We start from the raw sequence: 18,608 nt of genomic DNA, 5'->3' as shown, positions 1-18,608 counted from the left end.
TAATGTTTGAGGTAAGAATTTTTGAAAATAGTCTTTCTGTCTATAATTGACGGTATTTGTCTAGTTTTTATTGGTGGAAAATGTTATAATAGTAGTAATTTAATAGATGGAGTTGAGTTTTGAAGAAAAGCTTTCGTGTAAAAAGAGAGAAAGATTTTAAGGCGATTTTCAAGGACGGAACGAGTTTTGCCAATCGAAAATTTGTTGTCTACCAATTGGAAAACCAGCAAAACCATTTTCGAGTAGGGCTGTCCGTCAGCAAAAAGCTGGGGAATGCAGTTACCAGAAATCAAATTAAGAGACGAATCCGACACATTCTACAAAGTGTAAAAGGGAGTTTGGTAGAGCATGTCGATTTTGTCGTGATTGCCCGAAAAGGGGTGGAAACCTTGGAATATGCAGAGATGGAGAAAAATCTACTCCACGTATTAAAGTTATCAAAGATTTATCAGGAAGGAAATGGGAGTGAAAAAGAAACTACAGTTGACTAGTTTGTTGGGCTTGTCCTTGTTTATCATGACGGCCTGTGCAACAAATAGTACAGCTAGCGATATAACAGCGGATTCGACAGATTTTTGGAGTAAATTCGTCTATTTTTTTGCTGAAATTATCCGCTTTTTGTCCTTTGACATTAGTATCGGAGTGGGAATTATCCTCTTCACAATCTTGATTCGGACGATTCTATTACCGGTCTTTCAGACACAGATGGTTGCCTCTAGAAAAATGCAAGAGGCTCAACCACGCATCAAGGCTTTGCGAGAGCAATATCCGGGTCGTGATATGGAAAGTAGAACCAAGCTAGACCAGGAAATGCGCAAGGTTTATAAAGAGTTAGGGATCAAGCATTCATCCTCTCTCTGGCCAATTTTAATACAAATGCCGGTTCTCTTAGCGCTCTTTCAAGCCTTGAGTCGAGTAGATTTTTTGAAAACAGGTCACTTTTTATGGATTAATTTGGGGGGAGTAGATACAAGTTTTGTCCTTCCAATTTTGGCAGCAGTCTTTACCTTCTTGAGTAGCTGGTTATCGAATAAAGCTTTGTCCGAAAAAAGTGGAGCTACGACAGGGATGATGTATGGTATGCCTGTATTGATCTTTGTTTTTGCCATCTCCGCCCCAAGTGGTGTAGCCTTGTACTGGGCTGTATCTAATGCTTATCAAGTTCTGCAAACCTATTTCTTGAATAATCCTTTCAAGATTATTGCTGAAAGAGAAGCAGTGGCACAAGCAGAAAAAGATTTAGAAGGTAAGAAGAGAAAAGCCTTGAAAAAAGCACAGAAAAAGAAAAAATAAGGAGGAATCTGGTAATGGTATTATTTACAGGTTCAACGGTTGAAGAAGCAATCCAAAAAGGATTGAAAGAATTAGACATTCCAAGAATGAAGGCCCACATCAAGGTCGTTTCGAAAGAGAAAAAAGGGTTCTTAGGCTTGTTTGGTAAGAAGCCAGCCCAAGTTGATATCGAAGCGATTAGTGAAACGACAGTGATCAAAGCCAATCAGCAGGCCGTTAAGGGTGTTCCTAAAGAAGTCAATGAAAAGAATGAACCAGTGAAGACCGTCAGTGAAGCAACAGTTGATTTGGGGCATGTAGTGGAAGCGATTAAGAAAATTGAAGAAGAAGGTCAAGGTGTCTCTGAAGAGGTCAAGGCTGAAATCTTGAAAAATGAAAAGCACGCCAGCACGATTTTGGAAGAAACAGGTCATATTTCAATTTTAAATGATTTGGAACCAGAGGATACTACCGAGGAAGTGGAATCTGCTCCAGAAAAAGAAACTGAAACGCAGGAAGCAACAAGCCAATCTTTGGAGGATTTAGGCTTGAAAGTAGAACCAAGTTATGACATCGAACAAGTAGTAGCTGAGGTCGCTAGTTATGTTCAAACGATTTTGAATGATATAGATGTCGAAGGTATCATTTCAAGTGACTATAACCGTCGCATTATCAATCTTCAAATTGATACCAACGAACCAGGTCGTATTATCGGCTACCACGGAAAAGTTTTGAAAGCTCTTCAACTGTTAGCGCAAAATTACCTTTACAATCGCTATTCAAGAACTTTCTACATCATGATTAATGTCAATGATTACGTTGAACACCGTGCAGAAGTCTTGCAAACCTACGCTCAAAAATTGGCGACTCGCGTTTTAGAAGAAGGGCGTAGCCAACAAACAGATCCAATGTCAAATAGCGAACGCAAGATTATCCATCGCATTATTTCACGCATGGATGGCGTGACGAGTTACTCTGAAGGTGACGAGCCAAATCGCTATGTTGTCGTAGATGCAGAATAAGCAAAGTAAAATCAGGTTCATCCTGATTTTTTGCTAGGAAAGGAAAGATTCAGATATGCTGAAAGCAGTTAGAGAATATCTATCATTTGCAGGGCTCCAGTACCGTAATCCTGATAAAGCGGGAGAAGAGCGAGAGAAGATGCTGGAATTGCGTCACAAAGGCCAAGATGCCCGAAAAGCTTTCACAGAATTGGCCAAAACCTTTCAAGCAAGTCATCCAGAATGGCAACTGCAACAGACTAGTCAGTGGATGAACCAAGCGCAGCGTTTGCGACCGCATTTCTGGGCCTATCTACAGAGAGACGGACAAGTGACAGAACCTATGATGGCTCTTCGTTTGTATGGAACACCTGCTGACTTTGGGATTTCTTTGGAAGTCAGTTTCATCGAGCGAAAGAAAGATGAACAGACCTTAGACAAGCAAGCCAAGGTTTTAGAGCTTCCAGCGGTAGAAGGAATTTATTATCTAGTCTACTCAAATGGGGAAAGTCATAAGGTGGAGGCTACTGAGGAGAATCGCCGTACTTTACGCGAGAAGGTGAGCAGTCAGGAAGCCCGAAAAGTCTTAGTCAAGTCAGATGTTTCCTTCATTGAAAATCAGTCAGTAGAAGCGATATTGGAGGAGCTAGAAGACGCTTATACTCGTTTGCTTCCGTACTATGAAGTGACGAGGGTATAGAAAATCAAATGTGTTAGATGAACGCAAATTGTTTTATTGCTATTCTATGCATTTTTTCATATAATAGTAAAATAGGATGTGTGATTCATTAATCACCTCAAAGAGAAAGGAAATTCTATGTCAAATCTATCTGTTAATGCAATTCGTTTTCTAGGTATTGACGCCATCAACAAAGCAAACTCAGGTCACCCAGGGGTGGTTATGGGGGCTGCTCCTATGGCCTATAGCCTCTTTACAAAACAACTTCGTATCAATCCAGCCCAACCAAACTGGATTAACCGCGACCGCTTTATTCTTTCAGCAGGACACGGCTCTATGCTTCTTTATGCCCTTCTTCACCTTTCTGGTTTTGAAGATGTTAGCATGGATGAAGTCAAGAACTTCCGCCAATGGGGTTCAAAAACACCAGGTCACCCAGAATTTGGCCATACTGCAGGGGTTGACGCTACAACTGGTCCTCTAGGACAAGGGATTTCTACTGCTACTGGTTTTGCCCAAGCAGAACGTTTCCTTGCAGCCAAGTATAACCGCGAAGGCTTCAATATCTTTGACCACTATACTTATGTGATCTGTGGCGACGGAGATTTGATGGAAGGTGTTTCAAGCGAGGCAGCTTCATATGCAGGTTTGCAAAAACTTGACAAGTTGGTTGTTCTTTATGATTCAAATGACATTAACTTGGATGGTGAGACAAAAGATTCCTTCACAGAAAGTGTTCGTGACCGTTACAATGCCTACGGTTGGCATACAGCCTTGGTTGAAGATGGAACAGACTTGGAAGCTATCCATGCTGCTATCGAAACAGCTAAAGCTTCAGGCAAACCATCTTTGATTGAAGTGAAGACTGTTATTGGATACGGTTCTCCAAACAAACAAGGAACCAATGCGGTACACGGTGCTCCTCTTGGAGCAGATGAAACTGCAGCAACTCGCCAAGCGCTTGGTTGGGACTATGAACCCTTTGAAATTCCAGAACAAGTTTATGCTGATTTCAAAGAAAATGTTGCAGACCGTGGCGCATCAGCTTATCAAGCTTGGACAAAATTAGTTGCTGACTATAAAGAAGCGCATCCAGAATTGGCTGCAGAAGTAGAAGCTATCATCGACGGACGTGATCCAGTTGAAGTGACTCCAGCAGACTTCCCAGCTCTAGAAAACGGCTTCTCTCAAGCAACTCGTAATTCAAGTCAAGATGCTTTGAACGTTGTGGCAGCTAAGTTGCCAACCTTCCTAGGTGGATCAGCTGACCTAGCTCACTCAAACATGACTTACATCAAAACGGATGGACTTCAAGATGACGCTAATCGCTTGAACCGCAACATTCAGTTTGGTGTTCGTGAATTTGCTATGGGAACAATCTTGAACGGGATGGCTCTTCATGGTGGACTTCGTGTATACGGTGGAACTTTCTTCGTCTTCTCTGACTATGTGAAGGCAGCTGTCCGCTTGTCAGCTTTACAAGGACTTCCTGTGACTTATGTCTTCACCCATGATTCTATTGCAGTTGGGGAAGATGGTCCAACTCACGAGCCAGTTGAACACTTGGCAGGTCTTCGTGCCATGCCAAATCTCAATGTTTTCCGCCCAGCAGATGCGCGTGAAACTCAAGCAGCTTGGTACCTTGCGGTGACAAGTGAAAAAACACCAACTGCTCTTGTCTTGACACGTCAAAACTTGACTGTTGAAGAGGGAACAGACTTTGACAAAGTTGCAAAAGGTGCCTATGTTGTCTATGAAAATGCAGCTGACTTTGATACCATCTTGATTGCAACAGGTTCAGAGGTCAATCTGGCTGTCGCAGCTGCCAAAGAATTGGCTAGTCAAGGCGCAAAAGTCCGCGTAGTCAGCATGCCATCTACAGATGTCTTTGATAAACAAGATGCAGCTTACAAGGAAGAAATCCTTCCAAATGCAGTCCGCCGTCGTGTTGCAGTCGAAATGGGTGCAACTCAAAACTGGTACAAATATGTTGGCCTTGATGGTGCAGTTCTCGGTATTGATACTTTCGGAGCATCTGCCCCAGCACCAAAAGTATTGGCAGAGTACGGATTTACGGTAGAAAATCTAGTCAAAGTCGTTCAAAATTTGAAATAATTGCAGAAATCAGAGTGAAAGCTCTGATTTTTTATAACCATAAAAACAAGGTACAACCTTGTAAAAGTAGCTGAAATTTGATATAGTAGTCCTATGTAAAAGACAAAGGAGAAAACAATGAATCCAAATATTACTTTTTTAATCATGCTTGTAGGTATGATGGCCTTGATGTTCTTTATGCAACGTTCTCAAAAGAAACAAGCTCAAAAGCGTATGGAAAGCTTAAATAAACTTCAAAAAGGCTATGAAGTTATTACAATTGGCGGCCTTTACGGAACAGTGGATGAAGTAGACACTGAGAAGAGAACAATCGTACTTGATGTAGATGGCGTTTATTTGACTTTTGAATTGGCTGCTATCAAGACCGTTTTACCGCTCAAAGAGGCTGTGACACCAGAAGGAACAGTTGTTGACGAAGGCGGAGCAATCGAAGAATAAAACGGGACCTGTCACTCCCGTTTTTCTATGAAGTAAGAGGAAAAGGGATGAGAAAAATAGTATTTGTGTGCTTAGGAAACATCTGCCGTAGCCCCATGGCAGAGTTTGTGATGAAATCCATGACGAGCGATTACCAGATTGAGAGTCGTGCCACGTCATCATGGGAACATGGTAATCCGATTCATAAGGGAACGCAAGGAATTTTCCAGCAGTATCAGATCCCGTATGACAAAGACAAAACATCACTCCAGATTCGTAGAGAAGATTTTGAATCGTTTGATTATATTATCGGTATGGATGCTTCAAACGTTTCAGATCTGCGTCAAATGTGTCCTCAGGAATTGCAGCATAAGATCTACCCTTTTGCATCTGAAAGTGTTCCAGATCCTTGGTATACAGGAGATTTTGAGGAAACCTATGCTCGCATCACAAGTGGATGTCGAAGCTGGCTAAATCGATTAGAAAATGAGAGTGACAATGGAAAAGCTTAAACAAATCTATGAAAAGTATAGAGTTTACCTAACTCGCCCTAGGCTAGAGTTCATTGCAGTAGTCGTAATTGCACTCTGTGCCCTTTCGGTATTTCTACTAAATACACCCAAAAAGGGTGTCCTGACACTTGATGGTGGTGCCCTTGTTTATGATGGTACCCTGGTACGAGGGAAAATGAATGGTCAGGGGACCATGACCTTTGAAAATGGGGACCAATATACAGGTGATTTCAATAATGGAGCCTTTAATGGAAAAGGGACTTTCCAATCAAAAGATGGCTGGAAATACGAAGGTGATTTTGTAAATGGCCAGGCTGAAGGTCAAGGAAAGTTGACGACAGAGCAAGAAGTTGTCTATGAAGGAACCTTTAAACAAGGCGTTTTCCAACAAAAACAGTAGTCTCCAGATGAGGAGGCTATTTTTAAAAGTAAGGAAGAAAGCGCTTTCTCTGCTCGAATTTGATAAATAGCTATCAACTAGAAAAAACTTTGTGAAATAAAAAAATAATTTTCATAATTTCACAATCATCCAGATAAAACTCTATTGCACAGGCGGGTTGAGAAAAAATTCACAAACTCAGGAAATTTCTTTGTGAAATGCTTATGAAACTGTTTACAAAGTATAAAAAAAGAGTTATAATGAACTTGTGAAAAAATTAACAAAGGATAACATCCTTAAAGGCTATGGAGGATAATATGGCTGATAAAAAAACAGTAACACCAGAGGAAAAACAACTTGCTGCTGAAAAGCATGTCGACGGTCTCGTGAAAAAAGCCTTGGTTGCGCTTGATGAAATGCGCAAGTTGAACCAAGAGCAAGTTGACTACATCGTAGCAAAAGCGTCTGTTGCAGCACTTGATGCGCACGGTATCCTTGCACAACACGCAGTTGAAGAAACTGGTCGTGGTGTATTTGAAGATAAGGCAACAAAAAACCTATTTGCCTGTGAGCACGTAGTGAACAATATGCGTGGAGTTAAAACAGTTGGAGTTATCGAAGATGATCCAATTACAGGTTTGACAAAGATTGCGGAGCCTGTCGGTGTAATCTGTGGTGTCACTCCGACAACAAACCCAACTTCAACAGCGATTTTCAAATCCTTGATTGCTTTGAAAACACGTAACCCAATCGTTTTCGCCTTCCACCCATCAGCTCAAGAATCATCAGCTCACGCAGCACAAATCGTTCGCGATGCAGCGATTGCAGCTGGTGCTCCTGAAAACTGTGTTCAATGGATTACAAAGCCATCTATGGAAGCAACTGGAGCGCTAATGAACCACGAAGGTGTTGCAACTATTCTTGCAACTGGTGGGAATGCTATGGTTAAAGCTGCATACTCATGTGGAAAACCAGCTCTTGGGGTAGGTGCCGGAAACGTTCCTGCCTATGTAGAAAAATCTGCTGACCTTCGTCAAGCTGCTCATGACATCGTTATGTCTAAATCATTTGATAATGGGATGGTCTGTGCATCAGAACAAGCCGTTATCATTGATAAAGAAGTATATGACGAATTTGTAGAAGAATTCAAATCATACCACACTTACTTTGTAAACAAAAAAGAAAAAGCACTTCTTGAAGAATTCTGTTTCGGTGTAAAAGCTAATAGCAAAAACTGTGCAGGTGCTAAACTAAATGCAAACATCGTTGGTAAACCAGCAGCATGGATTGCTGAACAAGCAGGATTTAGCGTTCCAGAAGGCACAAACATCTTGGCTGCAGAATGTGCCGAAGTAGGACCAAAAGAACCGTTGACTCGTGAAAAATTGTCACCAGTTATCGCTGTCCTAAAAGCTGAAGATACAGAAGACGGTCTTAAAAAAGCTCGTCAAATGGTTGAGTTTAACGGACTTGGTCACTCAGCAGCTATCCATACAAAAGACGAAGCTCTTGCTAAACGCTTTGGTACAGAAATCAAAGCAATGCGTATTATCTGGAACTCTCCATCTACTTTCGGTGGTATCGGTGACGTATACAATGCCTTCATTCCATCATTGACACTTGGATGTGGTTCATATGGACACAACTCAGTCGGTGATAATGTGAGTGCGATCAACCTTCTAAACATCAAGAAAGTAGGGAAACGTAGAAATAATATGCAGTGGTTTAAAGTTCCTTCAAAAATTTACTTCGAACGCAACTCTATCCAATACCTTCAAACATGTGAAGATATTGAGCGCGTTATGATTGTTACAGACAAATCGATCGAAAAACTTGGTTTTGTTCAACGCATTATTGACCAATTGAACAAACGCAGCAACCGTGTAACTGTCCAAGTCTTCTCAGACGTTGAACCAGACCCAGATATCACAACTGTAGAACGTGGTACTGAAGTAATGAGAGCATTTGAACCAGACACAATCATCGCTCTTGGTGGTGGTTCTCCAATGGATGCAGCGAAAGTAATGTGGCTCTTCTACGAACAACCAGAAATCGACTTCCGTGACTTGGTTCAAAAATTCATGGACATCCGTAAACGTGCCTTCCGCTTCCCATCACTGGGTAAGAAAGCGAAATACATCGGTATTCCAACAACTTCAGGTACAGGTTCAGAAGTAACACCATTTGCCGTTATCTCTGATAAGAAAAACAATCGTAAATACCCATTGGCTGACTACTCATTGACACCAACTATTGCGATTGTTGACCCTGCTTTGGTTGAGTCAGTTCCAGACTTCATCGCTGCTGACACAGGTATGGATGTCTTGACACACGCGACTGAAGCTTACACTTCAAACTTCGCTAACGACTATACAGACGGTATCGCCCTTCAAACAATCAAACTTGTCTTTGAATGGTTGGAAAAATCTGTTAAGACAGCTGATCCAGAAGCTCGCGAAAAAATGCACAATGCATCTACAATGGCTGGTATGGCCTTTGCCAATGCCTTCCTTGGTATGAGCCACTCAATGGCCCACAAGATCGGTGCGGTTCACCATACTGTTCACGGACGTACAAACGCAATCTTGCTTCCATACGTTATCCGTTACAATGGTACTCGCCCATCTAAGACGACTACATGGCCTAAATACAACTACTGGAAAGCTGATGAGAAATTCCAAGATATCGCGAAAATGCTTGGCTTGCCTCACTCAACTCCAGAAGAAGCAGTTGAAGCATACGCTAAAGCGGTTTACGAACTTGGTGTTGCAGTAGGTATCAAGATGAACTTCAAGGATCAAGGAATTGATGAAAAAGCTTGGAAAGACAGCTTGCATGAAATTGCTTTGCTTGCTTATGAAGATCAATGTTCACCTGCTAACCCTCGCTTGCCAATGGTAGCTGACATGGAAGAAATCATGGCAGATGCTTACTATGGTTATGCAGAACGTCCAGGACGTCGCAAATAATCGTTTATCAGCCTAGAGACAGGAGAAATCCTGTCTCTTTTTTGTACATTTTTTTGAAAAATGGTATAATAAGCGCATATATTTATTTGAACATCAAACATTTTTATGGCATTGTGAGGAAGATATGGGACAAGTGAATGAATTAGGAGAGAAGGTACGGCTTCTTAGAGAGGAGAAAGGGCTTAGTCGTCCAGTCTTTTGCGGGGATGAGTCTGAATTATCCGTTCGTCAGTTGGTGCGCATTGAAAAGGGAGAGTTTCGTCCTACGATAAAAACACTAGAATATATAGCGAATAGGCTAGATATTCCAACCTATATTCTGATGCCAGACTATAAGGAATTACCCAAGCGTTACCAAGAATTAAAGTACTTTCTTCTTCATCATCCTGACTATGGAGATAAAGAGTTACAGGAACAGAAGGAAGAATATTTTGATGAGATTTTTGAGAGTTTTTATGATGATTTGCCACGTGATGAGAAAGTGCTAGTGGATTGTCTTCAAGCTATAGATGCAGTGAGAATGACTAGTAATTCCTTATATGGAAGCAGTGTGATTGAGGACAGTCTTCAAGACTTACTATCCAGAGATGTATATAGGGCTGAGGAATTGTTGAAATTGAGACTGTATTTTCTTTGTCAGTTAATGGATGGTTTAAACGAGGGTGAGATAAAAAAGTCTGAGCATGAAACTATTCTTTGTTTTCATGACAAATTAAGTTCTCAGGTTGATAAGATAGAGTTCGATTGTTTGGACTTACTTAGAGACTCCTTGTTAGCTTCTTTAACTTGTATAGAGATTATGGGGTTGCTTCATTATTTTAAGAGGGCAGTCGAGGCCTTAAATAAAATAGGGCAAAAAACACGAGATTTTCAAAAACAACCGATTGTCTTGATGCTTGAGTGGAAATATTATATTCAGACGGATTATGAAACAGCCAAACAAAAGTATGAAGAAGCAAAAATGATGGCGAGAATGTTTGGCAATGAGAAGTTAATCGTTAGTTTAGATAATGAATGGAGCGAAGACTTAGAAAGGTATTGTTAAATGCTTTATAGGAGTGACATTTCTGTCATTGGGGAAATGTCGCTTTTTTGTTACAATGGATTCGAAAAAAGAAGGAATTTTTTTGAATCTGATTCTGTTAGATTAATTTATATTAGCATTGTCTATTGTAGTTTGTAACGGTTCACGATATCACAAGTGATTAAAGGAGATTGTAATGTCTATTTTATCCATTAAAAATCTTTCAAAATTTTACGTCTTGGATGGGAATAATAGAGAGCAGGCTCTAAGAAATATTAACCTGCAGATTGCTGAGGGGAAAATTACAGCGATTTATGGTCCGTCAGGCTGTGGCAAAACCAGTCTACTGAATATCATCAGTGGCCTAGATAGGGAGTACGAGGGGGTTTTACATTTTAAAGGGGAGTCTCTCAGAGAACTATCGGAGGTTGAATTGACTCAATTTCGCAAAGACAACATTGGATTTGTCTTTCAAAACTTCAATCTCATCCCCCATCAATCGGTTCTGGATAATGTCAAGTTGCCTCTCTATGTCAAAGATTTATCGGATAAAGAAATGACAAGGATCGCTCAGGAGCAACTTCTTAGTCTAGAGATGGAGCCTTTTATGGCTAAGAATGTTAAACAGTTATCTGGTGGACAAAAACAACGTGTAGCCATTGCGCGTGCTTTGGTAAATCAACCAGATATGATTGTAGCTGATGAGCCGACTGGATCACTCGATTCTCAATCTCAGGAGATGGTTTTGGAAGTGTTCAAAAATTTGGCCCAAGCTGGGAAAACAGTACTGATTGTTACTCATAACCCGGAGGTTACTGAATATGCAGATGTGATTATCAAAATGAAGGATGGTGAAGTTGTTGAAGAAGTCAAAAAATAAAGGATTGTCCTTTAAAAACAAATTCAAGCTTTCTTTAAGTAACTTTATGGAAAGAAAGTGGCGTAACCTGTTGATTGCAGTAGCGACCTCGATTGGTTTTGTAGGCGTGTTGATTTCTTTTGGGCTAGGAAATGCCTTGATTTCGATGATTGATGAAAATACCAACGGGGGGAAGCTCCCTTCTCAAGTTCAGATTGCGCTGAATTCTAGTGCTGCTGGCAGAGGTTTTTTGAACCAAGATGATAAGGACTATATCGTGGATACGATTGGGAAAGAAAATATTAAATATCTAGAAAGTCCTTTTGGCATGACCATGTCAAAAATTAGCATAGACGGACACGAAGTAGATTTTAGCCAAGCCATGCCGTCTTATGCTCAAGTCGTGAGTTTGTATGAAGACACAAGTATTTCTGTTAGTAGCAATGAAAAAGAAAAAGTGCTAGCAGGCTCCCTTTATACGGATGTTAACGAACAAGGATTGACGATTCCGATGAGTTTGCTCAAAAATTGGAACGAACAAACAGGAAACAATCTGACGGCTAGTGATGTTATTGGCAAGCCAGTCTCAGCAACCATTATAGAAAATGCTGCTGAAGGTAGCAAGTTGGCAGGTTTTCAAACTTATATTATGCGTGTCATCAATGACGAAGATGATGCAGAGGATAGCAATAGTTTCATGGCTTCCAACCAGATGGAAACGATTTTAAAAGAAGCTGAATTCACAAAGGCTGTATCCTATTTTATTTTGGAGCTTAAAGACCCATCTCGTACGAAAACAGTAATAGAAGAATTGCAGAAAAATAAAAAGTATACAGTTCTTTCTCAACAGGCCGTTCTTGATATTGTGATTACCTTTATTCGTGTCATTCAGGGATTGCTGATTGTACTTTCTTCACAAGCGATTGTGGTGGCAGCAGTTATGATAGGCATCATCATTTATATCAATATCATGCAACGTTCTAAGGAAATCGGTGTCATGAAGGCTGTTGGCTATCAAAATAGAGATGTGAAAGGAATCTTTATCTACGAAGCTCTTTGGATTGTAGGAATTGCCTTGTTTATAGCTTTCATCATTGCTCAAGGGATAGGAAGTCTAGCGAATGTTATTGTTCACCATTTCTATCCATCAATCTCTAAAGTTTTTGAATTAAATCTTCTCTCTATTTTAGGGACATTCATTTTTGCTTTGTTTCTTGGCTATATTTCTGCCTTCTTCCCAGCACGTAAGATTAGCAAAATGGATCCAGTGGAATCCTTACGCTATGAGTAGAGAAAGAAATTACAGAGGCATCCTATCAAAAAGAAACTGACATAGAAAATCAAGGTCAGCACTTGCAATTAAGCTCAAATAGTTATATAATAGGTTCGTTGAAAGGTGATTTGTAGTGATCCAAGTTACTCTTTTCACAATAAAATTTTCAGGATTTTCATAAGGAGGAAATCACTAATGGTAGTTAAAGTTGGTATTAACGGTTTCGGACGTATCGGTCGTCTTGCTTTCCGCCGTATCCAAAACGTAGAAGGTGTTGAAGTTACTCGCATCAACGACCTTACAGATCCAGTGATGCTTGCACACTTGTTGAAATACGATACAACTCAAGGTCGTTTCGACGGTACTGTAGAAGTTAAAGAAGGCGGATTTGAAGTTAACGGTAAATTCGTTAAAGTTTCTGCTGAACGTGATCCAGAACAAATCGACTGGGCTAACGACGGTGTAGAAATCGTTCTTGAAGCAACTGGTTTCTTTGCTACTAAAGCAGCTGCTGAAAAACACTTGCACGCTGGTGGTGCTAAGAAAGTTGTTATCACTGCTCCTGGTGGATCAGATGTTAAAACAGTTGTATTTAACACTAACCATGACATTCTTGATGGTACTGAAACAGTTATCTCAGGTGCTTCATGTACTACAAACTGTTTGGCTCCAATGGCTAAAGCTCTTCATGACAACTTCGGTATCGTTGAAGGTTTGATGACTACTATCCACGGTTACACTGGTGACCAAATGGTTCTTGATGGACCACACCGTAAAGGTGACCTTCGCCGTGCTCGTGCTGCTGCAGCTAACATCGTTCCTAACTCAACTGGTGCTGCTAAAGCAATCGGTTTGGTTATCCCTGAATTGAACGGTAAATTGGACGGAGCTGCTCAACGTGTTCCTGTTCCAACAGGTTCTGTAACTGAATTGGTAGCAGTTCTTGATAAGAACGTTACTGTTGATGAAGTAAACGCAGCTATGAAAGCAGCTTCTAACGAATCATACGGTTACACTGAAGATCCAATCGTATCTTCTGATATCGTAGGTATGTCATTCGGTTCATTGTTTGACGCAACTCAAACTAAAGTTCTTGACGTTGACGGTAAACAATTGGTTAAAGTTGTTTCATGGTATGACAACGAAATGTCTTACACTTCACAACTTGTTCGTACTCTTGAATACTTTGCAAAAATCGCTAAATAATTCTTGAGTCGATAAAAAAAGCAAGGCTTTCTGGCCTTGCTTTTTTGTATATATAAGAATAGTGATAATGTCATCCATTCTTTTTTAATTCTTTTTCAAAAGTATCCGATAGAACAGTGAAACTCAATTTTTCTAAGGTGAGTGGATGGGTAAAAGAAAGGCGAAAGGCATGAAGCATAAGCCGACTTGTTTTTGATTTACTATTATAGAGAGGGTCGCCCAAGATAGGATGCTTGTGATGAGAGAGGTGAACACGAATCTGATGCGTTCGACCGGTCTTTAGCTTGCAACGAACCAGAGAAGTCTTATTTGGGAATTGCTTTAATCGACTGATATGTGTTTCAGCGTATTGCCCATTTTTGGGATCTACTACTCGTTTTCTGCGATCATGACGATCACGCCCGATTTTATCTTGAAAGACAAGTTCTTTACTCTCCACTCGTCCTTCTACGAGTGCCCAGTACTCGCGAGCAATTTCTTTTTTCTCCAACAAGCGATTAAGAATGGGAAGAATAAAAGGGTTCTTAGCAAAAAGCACTAGCCCGCTGGTTTCCATATCTAGACGATGAACGACATAGCAAGTTTGTCCAACGTAGGCAGAGATATGATTGAGAAGGGCGATTTCGTTTGGTTGATTACCGTGAGTTTTCATACCCTCAGGTTTGTTGACGACAATAAGATGTTGGTCCTGATAAACTTCTTGAACGAGGTCTGGATTTCCCCAAAGTATTTCCTTTTTGGGATAATCTTCCTCGTCAAAAGTCAATTGGCAAATATCCCCTGGTTTCACCGTCTCGTTCCAGTGAACTTCTTCGTGGTTAATTAAGATGTTCTTCTTGGTTCTCAAAAAGTGACGGATTTTTCTAGGGATGAGGAGTTGTTCCTCTAGAAATTGTTTGACCGTCATTTGAGGCAGGGATTCGGGTAATGTAAATATGAATTGCATACAGATATTGTAACAAAAAAAGCCCTATTTGGATAGGGAGTAGCTAAATTCTTGAGTTCCCATGGTGAAGATGATAAAATAAACGCATGAAATTAGATAAATTATTTGAGAAGTTTCTTTCTCTCTTTAAAAAAGAAACGAATGAATCGGCGGAGTCGGATTCTACTAGTATGCGTCGTTCTCGGAGCGATAGAAAAAAATTGTCACAAGTAGGGGCAATTCGGAAATTTTGGCGTCGCTATCATCTGACAAAGATTGTCATCATTTTAGGGTTAAGTGCTGGTTTACTGGTAGGAACCTACTTGTTTGCGATAGCCAAGTCTACCAATGTCAATGACTTACAAAATGCCCTAAAAACCCGAACTCTGATTTTTGACCGCGAAGAAAAAGAGGCTGGCGCCCTATCCGGTCAAAAGGGAACTTATGTTGAGCTGACAGATATCAGTAAAGACTTGCAGAATGCTGTCGTCGCGACAGAGGACCGTTCCTTTTATAAAAATGATGGGATTAACTACGGTCGTTTCTTTCTAGCCATCCTTACAGCAGGTCGTTCTGGAGGGGGGTCTACCATCACTCAACAGTTGGCGAAAAATGCCTATCTTTCCCAGGACCAGACCGTTGAACGGAAAGCCAAGGAGTTTTTTCTTGCCTTAGAGTTGACAAAGAAATACAGCAAGGAGCAAATCCTTACTATGTACCTCAATAACGCCTACTTTGGAAATGGGGTATGGGGTGTTGAAGATGCGAGTAAGAAATATTTCGGTGTATCGGCTTCACAACTAACGCTTGATCAGGCGGCCACTCTAGCAGGGATGCTCAAGGGACCAGAATTGTATAATCCATTAAATTCTGTTGAAACTTCGACCAACCGTAGGGATACTGTTTTGCAAAATATGGTTGCAGCAGGTTATATTGATAAAAATCAAGAGACCGAAGCGGCTGGAGTAGATATGGCTTCTCAACTGCAAGATAAGTATGAAGGGAAGGTTTCAGATTATCGTTATCCGTCCTATTTTGATGCAGTTGTCAACGAAGCGGTTTCCAAGTACAATCTCACAGAAGAAGAGATTGTCAACAACGGCTATCGAATCTATACAGAACTTGACCAAAACTACCAAGCCAACATGCAGGTTGTTTACGAAAATACCTCACTATTTCCAAAGGCAGAAGACGGAACACACGCCGAATCAGGTAGTGTTGCTTTAGAGCCTAAAACAGGTGGGGTTCGTAGCGTTGTTGGCCGCGTAGCTGGCGATGACAAACCAGGCTTCCGTAATTTCAACTATGCCACTCAGTCTAAGCGTAGCCCGGGCTCAACCATTAAACCTTTAGTCGTTTATACACCTGCAGTAGAAGCAGGATGGGCCTTAAACAAGCAACTGGATAATCATACGATGCAGTACGATAGTTATCAAGTGGATAATTATGCGGGCATTAAGACATCTCCAGAAGTACCTATGTATCAGGCTTTGGCTGAATCACTCAATTTACCGGCAGTTGCGACTGTAAATGCATTAGGTATTGACAAAGCTTTTGACGCTGGGGAGAGATTTGGCCTGAATATGGAAAATGTTGATCGAGTTCTTGGAGTCGCTCTCGGTGGAGGTGTAGAGACGAATCCCCTCCAGATGGCGCAAGCCTATGCAGCCTTTGCTAATGAAGGCCTGATGCCTGAAGCGCATTTTATCACTCGTATTGAAAATGCCAGTGGTCAGGTCATCAAGAGTCATAAAAATTCTCAAAAACGAGTGATTGATAAGTCGGTAGCCGATAAAATGACCAGCATGATGCTAGGAACATTTACCAATGGTACAGGAATTAGTTCATCGCCAACAGATTATGTTATGGCTGGAAAGACAGGTACTACTGAGGCTGCTTTTAATTCAGTATATACTAGTGACCAGTGGGTGATTGGTTATACTCCAGATGTGGTAATTACCCACTGGCTCGGCTTCCCGACGACGGATGAGAACCATTATCTAGCAGGTTCGACCTCAAATGGAGCAGCTCACGTCTTTAGAAGTATGGCTAATACCATTTTGCCTTACACTTCAGGTAGCACCTTTACAGTTAAGAATGCTTATAAACAAAATGGGATTGAACCAGAAAATACTAAAAAGCAAGCTATTGAAAATGAAACAAACCAGTCTGAGGACTCAATAGGAGATATTCGTAGTCGTGCACAAAATCTTGTAGATGAAGCGGGACGTGCGATTTCAGAAGCTAAGATAAAAGAAAAAGCCCAGACAATATGGGACTCATTCCTTAATCTATTTCGTTAAGAGGCTTGTCAAAGCCTAGGTTTCTTGTTATAATAGATAAGATGGAGGCGTTATGGCACTAAAAAAAGCAAGCCTAGCTTGTGCAGTTTGCGGTTCAAGGAATTACTCAATCAAAACTAGTGGGAACCCCAAGCCAACACGACTAGAAGTAAATAAATTTTGTAAACATTGTGGGAAATATACGACACATAGAGAAACGAGATAGGAGAGAACGATGGGTTTTATTAAGGATATTTTTAAACTTCTTAAAGAAACAACGTGGCCAACTCGCAAGGAAAGCTGGAGAGATTTTCGCTCTATTATGGAATACACAGCCTTCTTTGTGGTCATCATTTACATTTTTGACCAGTTGATTGTTTCAGGTTTGATTCGATTTATTAACATTTTTTAGAAGAAAGGCGGAGAACTTCTGCTAGTTTCTTCTATTATGAAAGGAAATATCATGGATAGTTTTGACAAAGGATGGTTTGTTCTACAAACTTATTCTGGCTATGAAAATAAGGTAAAAGAAAATCTATTGCAACGTGCACAAACGTATAACATGTTGGATAATATTCTACGCGTTGAGATTCCAACACAAACCGTGCAAGTTGAGAAAAATGGAAAGAAAAAAGAAATTGAAGAGAATCGCTTTCCGGGTTATGTCCTTGTAGAAATGGTCATGACCGATGAAGCATGGTTCGTTGTTCGAAATACACCAAACGTAACAGGATTCGTCGGATCCCACGGTAACAGATCAAAACCAACTCCGCTATTGGAACAAGAAATCCGTGATATTCTGGTTTCAATGGGACAAACTGTTCAAGAGTTTGATATTGACGTTGAAGTTGGTCAGACTGTCCGCATCATTGATGGTGCTTTTGCAGACTACACAGGTAAAATTACCGAAATTGATAACAACAAAGTGAAGATGATTATCTCTATGTTTGGTAATGATACGATTGCAGAAGTAAACCTAAACCAAATTGCAGAATTATAACCCCAGAGAGGCCTTGCCTCTCTTTTTATGTGCCGTTGAGAGAGGAAGAAGTATAGAATAGAGGAAACAGACCCATGGGCTCGTGCATTTTGATAAACTAAATGCAGAAAGGAGAGGTCTATGAATCTGAAAGAACTATACGAAGAAACGAAGGGGATTGTCCATAAGTGCCGCAAAGAATATCACCTCCATCTGTGGGAGAAAGGGGACTGGGATCAGGAAGGTATGCTGTGCCTCTATGAGCTAGTCAACCACCATCCAGAGTTGCTAGCAGGTGAACGTCACCGCCTATATGTCTGCTTTAAAACAAAATTTAGAAATCGTATCCTAGATTACATCCGTAAACAGGAGAGTCACAAGCGACGATTCGATAAAGAACCCTATGAGGAAGTGAGCGAGATTAGTCATCGTTTAGGAGAAAAAGGGCTGAGACTGGATGATTATTATCTCTTTCACGAGCTTCTAAAGAACTACAAATCAAAGCAGAGTAAGGAAAAACAAGAGTTAGTGGACCGTCTCATGGGAGGAGAAGTCTTCAGAGGACGCAAGGCACTTCTGAGGGAGCTCTCAACCGTCTTCAAAGAATTTCGGTAAAGAGGTAAAAAAGTCCTTGACAAAGGAGGAAAAGTAGGTATAATAGAAAGAGTTGAAAAGCTCAAGGTCCGTTGGTCAAGGGGTTAAGACACCGCCTTTTC

General features: G+C 40.8%; 19 protein-coding genes. 18 read left to right on the top strand and 1 reads right to left on the bottom strand.

Annotated elements, in window-relative coordinates; translation table 11 throughout:
- Positions 1 to 119 precede the first annotated feature (119 nt).
- From rnpA to gap, 13 genes are all read left to right on the top strand, one after another.
- Positions 120 to 491, top strand: coding sequence for a ribonuclease P protein component (rnpA, locus tag HMPREF1125_RS06895; protein WP_000748120.1), 372 nt, complete (start codon positions 120 to 122; stop codon positions 489 to 491).
- Positions 466 to 1,293 carry a membrane protein insertase YidC gene (locus tag HMPREF1125_RS06890; RefSeq protein WP_002883077.1) on the top strand — a complete coding sequence of 276 codons (828 nt, stop codon included), beginning with the start codon at positions 466 to 468 and terminating at the stop codon, positions 1,291 to 1,293. The genes rnpA and HMPREF1125_RS06890 overlap by 26 nt, the downstream gene beginning before the upstream one ends.
- 14 nt (positions 1,294 to 1,307) lie before the next feature.
- A complete protein-coding gene (gene jag / locus HMPREF1125_RS06885; protein WP_000242592.1) occupies positions 1,308 to 2,294 on the top strand; it encodes an RNA-binding cell elongation regulator Jag/EloR in 987 nt (328 codons plus the stop codon).
- 55 nt (positions 2,295 to 2,349) lie between these two features.
- The gene (locus HMPREF1125_RS06880; protein WP_000910056.1) at positions 2,350 to 2,973 is read left to right on the top strand and encodes a hypothetical protein; all 624 of its coding nucleotides are present in this window, start codon (positions 2,350 to 2,352) and stop codon (positions 2,971 to 2,973) included.
- Between the two features lie 117 nt (positions 2,974 to 3,090).
- The gene (tkt, locus tag HMPREF1125_RS06875) at positions 3,091 to 5,067 is read left to right on the top strand and encodes a transketolase (RefSeq protein WP_000067900.1); all 1,977 of its coding nucleotides are present in this window, start codon (positions 3,091 to 3,093) and stop codon (positions 5,065 to 5,067) included.
- 117 nt (positions 5,068 to 5,184) lie between these two features.
- Positions 5,185 to 5,505, top strand: a complete 321-nt coding sequence (gene yajC, locus HMPREF1125_RS06870; protein ID WP_001069055.1) for a preprotein translocase subunit YajC — start codon at positions 5,185 to 5,187, stop codon at positions 5,503 to 5,505.
- A 47-nt stretch (positions 5,506 to 5,552) separates the two neighbouring features.
- Positions 5,553 to 5,996: a low molecular weight protein-tyrosine-phosphatase gene (locus HMPREF1125_RS06865; RefSeq protein WP_002883078.1), complete on the top strand. Its 444-nt coding sequence runs from the start codon at positions 5,553 to 5,555 to the stop codon at positions 5,994 to 5,996.
- The gene (locus HMPREF1125_RS06860; RefSeq protein ID WP_000413199.1) at positions 5,983 to 6,396 is read left to right on the top strand and encodes an MORN repeat-containing protein; all 414 of its coding nucleotides are present in this window, start codon (positions 5,983 to 5,985) and stop codon (positions 6,394 to 6,396) included. Before HMPREF1125_RS06865 ends, HMPREF1125_RS06860 begins: the two co-directional genes overlap by 14 nt.
- A gap of 296 nt (positions 6,397 to 6,692) precedes the next feature.
- A complete protein-coding gene (adhE, locus tag HMPREF1125_RS06855) occupies positions 6,693 to 9,344 on the top strand; it encodes a bifunctional acetaldehyde-CoA/alcohol dehydrogenase (RefSeq protein WP_000763994.1) in 2,652 nt (883 codons plus the stop codon).
- A 124-nt stretch (positions 9,345 to 9,468) separates the two neighbouring features.
- Entirely contained in the window at positions 9,469 to 10,389 is a 921-nt protein-coding gene (locus HMPREF1125_RS06850) for a helix-turn-helix domain-containing protein (protein WP_000532000.1), read from the top strand.
- 175 nt (positions 10,390 to 10,564) lie between these two features.
- Positions 10,565 to 11,248 (top strand): ABC transporter ATP-binding protein, encoded by a 684-nt coding sequence (locus tag HMPREF1125_RS06845; protein WP_002883080.1) that lies wholly within the window; start codon positions 10,565 to 10,567, stop codon positions 11,246 to 11,248.
- The gene (locus HMPREF1125_RS0102270) at positions 11,217 to 12,518 is read left to right on the top strand and encodes an ABC transporter permease (protein WP_000239858.1); all 1,302 of its coding nucleotides are present in this window, start codon (positions 11,217 to 11,219) and stop codon (positions 12,516 to 12,518) included. The genes HMPREF1125_RS06845 and HMPREF1125_RS0102270 overlap by 32 nt, the downstream gene beginning before the upstream one ends.
- A 177-nt stretch (positions 12,519 to 12,695) precedes the next feature.
- Positions 12,696 to 13,706, top strand: coding sequence for a type I glyceraldehyde-3-phosphate dehydrogenase (gene gap, locus HMPREF1125_RS06840; RefSeq protein ID WP_000260673.1), 1,011 nt, complete (start codon positions 12,696 to 12,698; stop codon positions 13,704 to 13,706).
- Between the two features lie 70 nt (positions 13,707 to 13,776).
- Here the strand turns inward: gap and HMPREF1125_RS06835 are convergent, their stop codons facing one another.
- Entirely contained in the window at positions 13,777 to 14,652 is an 876-nt protein-coding gene (locus tag HMPREF1125_RS06835; protein ID WP_080585601.1) for an RluA family pseudouridine synthase, read from the bottom strand.
- 86 nt (positions 14,653 to 14,738) lie between these two features.
- Here HMPREF1125_RS06835 and pbp2a point away from each other — a divergent pair, with 86 nt between their 5' ends.
- The 5 genes from pbp2a (at position 14,739) to HMPREF1125_RS06810 (ending at position 18,507) form a co-directional block, all read left to right on the top strand.
- Entirely contained in the window at positions 14,739 to 16,934 is a 2,196-nt protein-coding gene (pbp2a, locus tag HMPREF1125_RS06830) for a penicillin-binding protein PBP2A (RefSeq protein WP_000762592.1), read from the top strand.
- A gap of 52 nt (positions 16,935 to 16,986) precedes the next feature.
- Positions 16,987 to 17,139 (top strand): 50S ribosomal protein L33, encoded by a 153-nt coding sequence (rpmG, locus tag HMPREF1125_RS06825; RefSeq protein ID WP_009755504.1) that lies wholly within the window; start codon positions 16,987 to 16,989, stop codon positions 17,137 to 17,139.
- Between the two features lie 9 nt (positions 17,140 to 17,148).
- Complete coding sequence (gene secE, locus HMPREF1125_RS06820; RefSeq protein WP_000505776.1) at positions 17,149 to 17,325, top strand: preprotein translocase subunit SecE; 177 nt, start codon at positions 17,149 to 17,151, stop codon at positions 17,323 to 17,325.
- 51 nt (positions 17,326 to 17,376) lie between these two features.
- Positions 17,377 to 17,913, top strand: a complete 537-nt coding sequence (gene nusG / locus HMPREF1125_RS06815) for a transcription termination/antitermination protein NusG (protein WP_000376728.1) — start codon at positions 17,377 to 17,379, stop codon at positions 17,911 to 17,913.
- A gap of 120 nt (positions 17,914 to 18,033) precedes the next feature.
- On the top strand, positions 18,034 to 18,507 hold the full coding sequence (locus tag HMPREF1125_RS06810; RefSeq protein ID WP_001049390.1) for a hypothetical protein: 474 nt from the start codon (positions 18,034 to 18,036) through the stop codon (positions 18,505 to 18,507).
- The last annotated feature ends 101 nt before the right edge of the window (positions 18,508 to 18,608 follow it).

The sequence above is a fragment of the Streptococcus oralis SK304 genome (genome assembly GCF_000287715.1).
GTDB lineage: Bacteria > Bacillota > Bacilli > Lactobacillales > Streptococcaceae > Streptococcus > Streptococcus oralis_Y.
Note: the sequence above shows the minus strand (reverse complement) of the source record. Positions and strands in the feature narration are given on the sequence as shown.

Excerpts from the sequence above, each read along its gene's own strand:
- jag (WP_000242592.1), top strand. The coding sequence starts at position 1,308 with ATGGTATTATTTACAGGTTCAACGGTTGAAGAAGCAATCCAAAAAGGA.
- HMPREF1125_RS06880 (WP_000910056.1), top strand. The coding sequence starts at position 2,350 with ATGCTGAAAGCAGTTAGAGAATATCTATCATTTGCAGGGCTCCAGTAC.
- tkt (WP_000067900.1), top strand. The coding sequence starts at position 3,091 with ATGTCAAATCTATCTGTTAATGCAATTCGTTTTCTAGGTATTGACGCC.
- yajC (WP_001069055.1), top strand. The coding sequence starts at position 5,185 with ATGAATCCAAATATTACTTTTTTAATCATGCTTGTAGGTATGATGGCC.
- HMPREF1125_RS06865 (WP_002883078.1), top strand. The coding sequence starts at position 5,553 with ATGAGAAAAATAGTATTTGTGTGCTTAGGAAACATCTGCCGTAGCCCC.
- HMPREF1125_RS06860 (WP_000413199.1), top strand. The coding sequence starts at position 5,983 with ATGGAAAAGCTTAAACAAATCTATGAAAAGTATAGAGTTTACCTAACT.
- adhE (WP_000763994.1), top strand. The coding sequence starts at position 6,693 with ATGGCTGATAAAAAAACAGTAACACCAGAGGAAAAACAACTTGCTGCT.
- HMPREF1125_RS06850 (WP_000532000.1), top strand. The coding sequence starts at position 9,469 with ATGGGACAAGTGAATGAATTAGGAGAGAAGGTACGGCTTCTTAGAGAG.
- HMPREF1125_RS06845 (WP_002883080.1), top strand. The coding sequence starts at position 10,565 with ATGTCTATTTTATCCATTAAAAATCTTTCAAAATTTTACGTCTTGGAT.
- HMPREF1125_RS0102270 (WP_000239858.1), top strand. The coding sequence starts at position 11,217 with ATGGTGAAGTTGTTGAAGAAGTCAAAAAATAAAGGATTGTCCTTTAAA.
- gap (WP_000260673.1), top strand. The coding sequence starts at position 12,696 with ATGGTAGTTAAAGTTGGTATTAACGGTTTCGGACGTATCGGTCGTCTT.
- HMPREF1125_RS06835 (WP_080585601.1), bottom strand. The coding sequence starts at position 14,652 with ATGCAATTCATATTTACATTACCCGAATCCCTGCCTCAAATGACGGTC.
- pbp2a (WP_000762592.1), top strand. The coding sequence starts at position 14,739 with ATGAAATTAGATAAATTATTTGAGAAGTTTCTTTCTCTCTTTAAAAAA.
- rpmG (WP_009755504.1), top strand. The coding sequence starts at position 16,987 with ATGGCACTAAAAAAAGCAAGCCTAGCTTGTGCAGTTTGCGGTTCAAGG.
- secE (WP_000505776.1), top strand. The coding sequence starts at position 17,149 with ATGGGTTTTATTAAGGATATTTTTAAACTTCTTAAAGAAACAACGTGG.
- nusG (WP_000376728.1), top strand. The coding sequence starts at position 17,377 with ATGGATAGTTTTGACAAAGGATGGTTTGTTCTACAAACTTATTCTGGC.
- HMPREF1125_RS06810 (WP_001049390.1), top strand. The coding sequence starts at position 18,034 with ATGAATCTGAAAGAACTATACGAAGAAACGAAGGGGATTGTCCATAAG.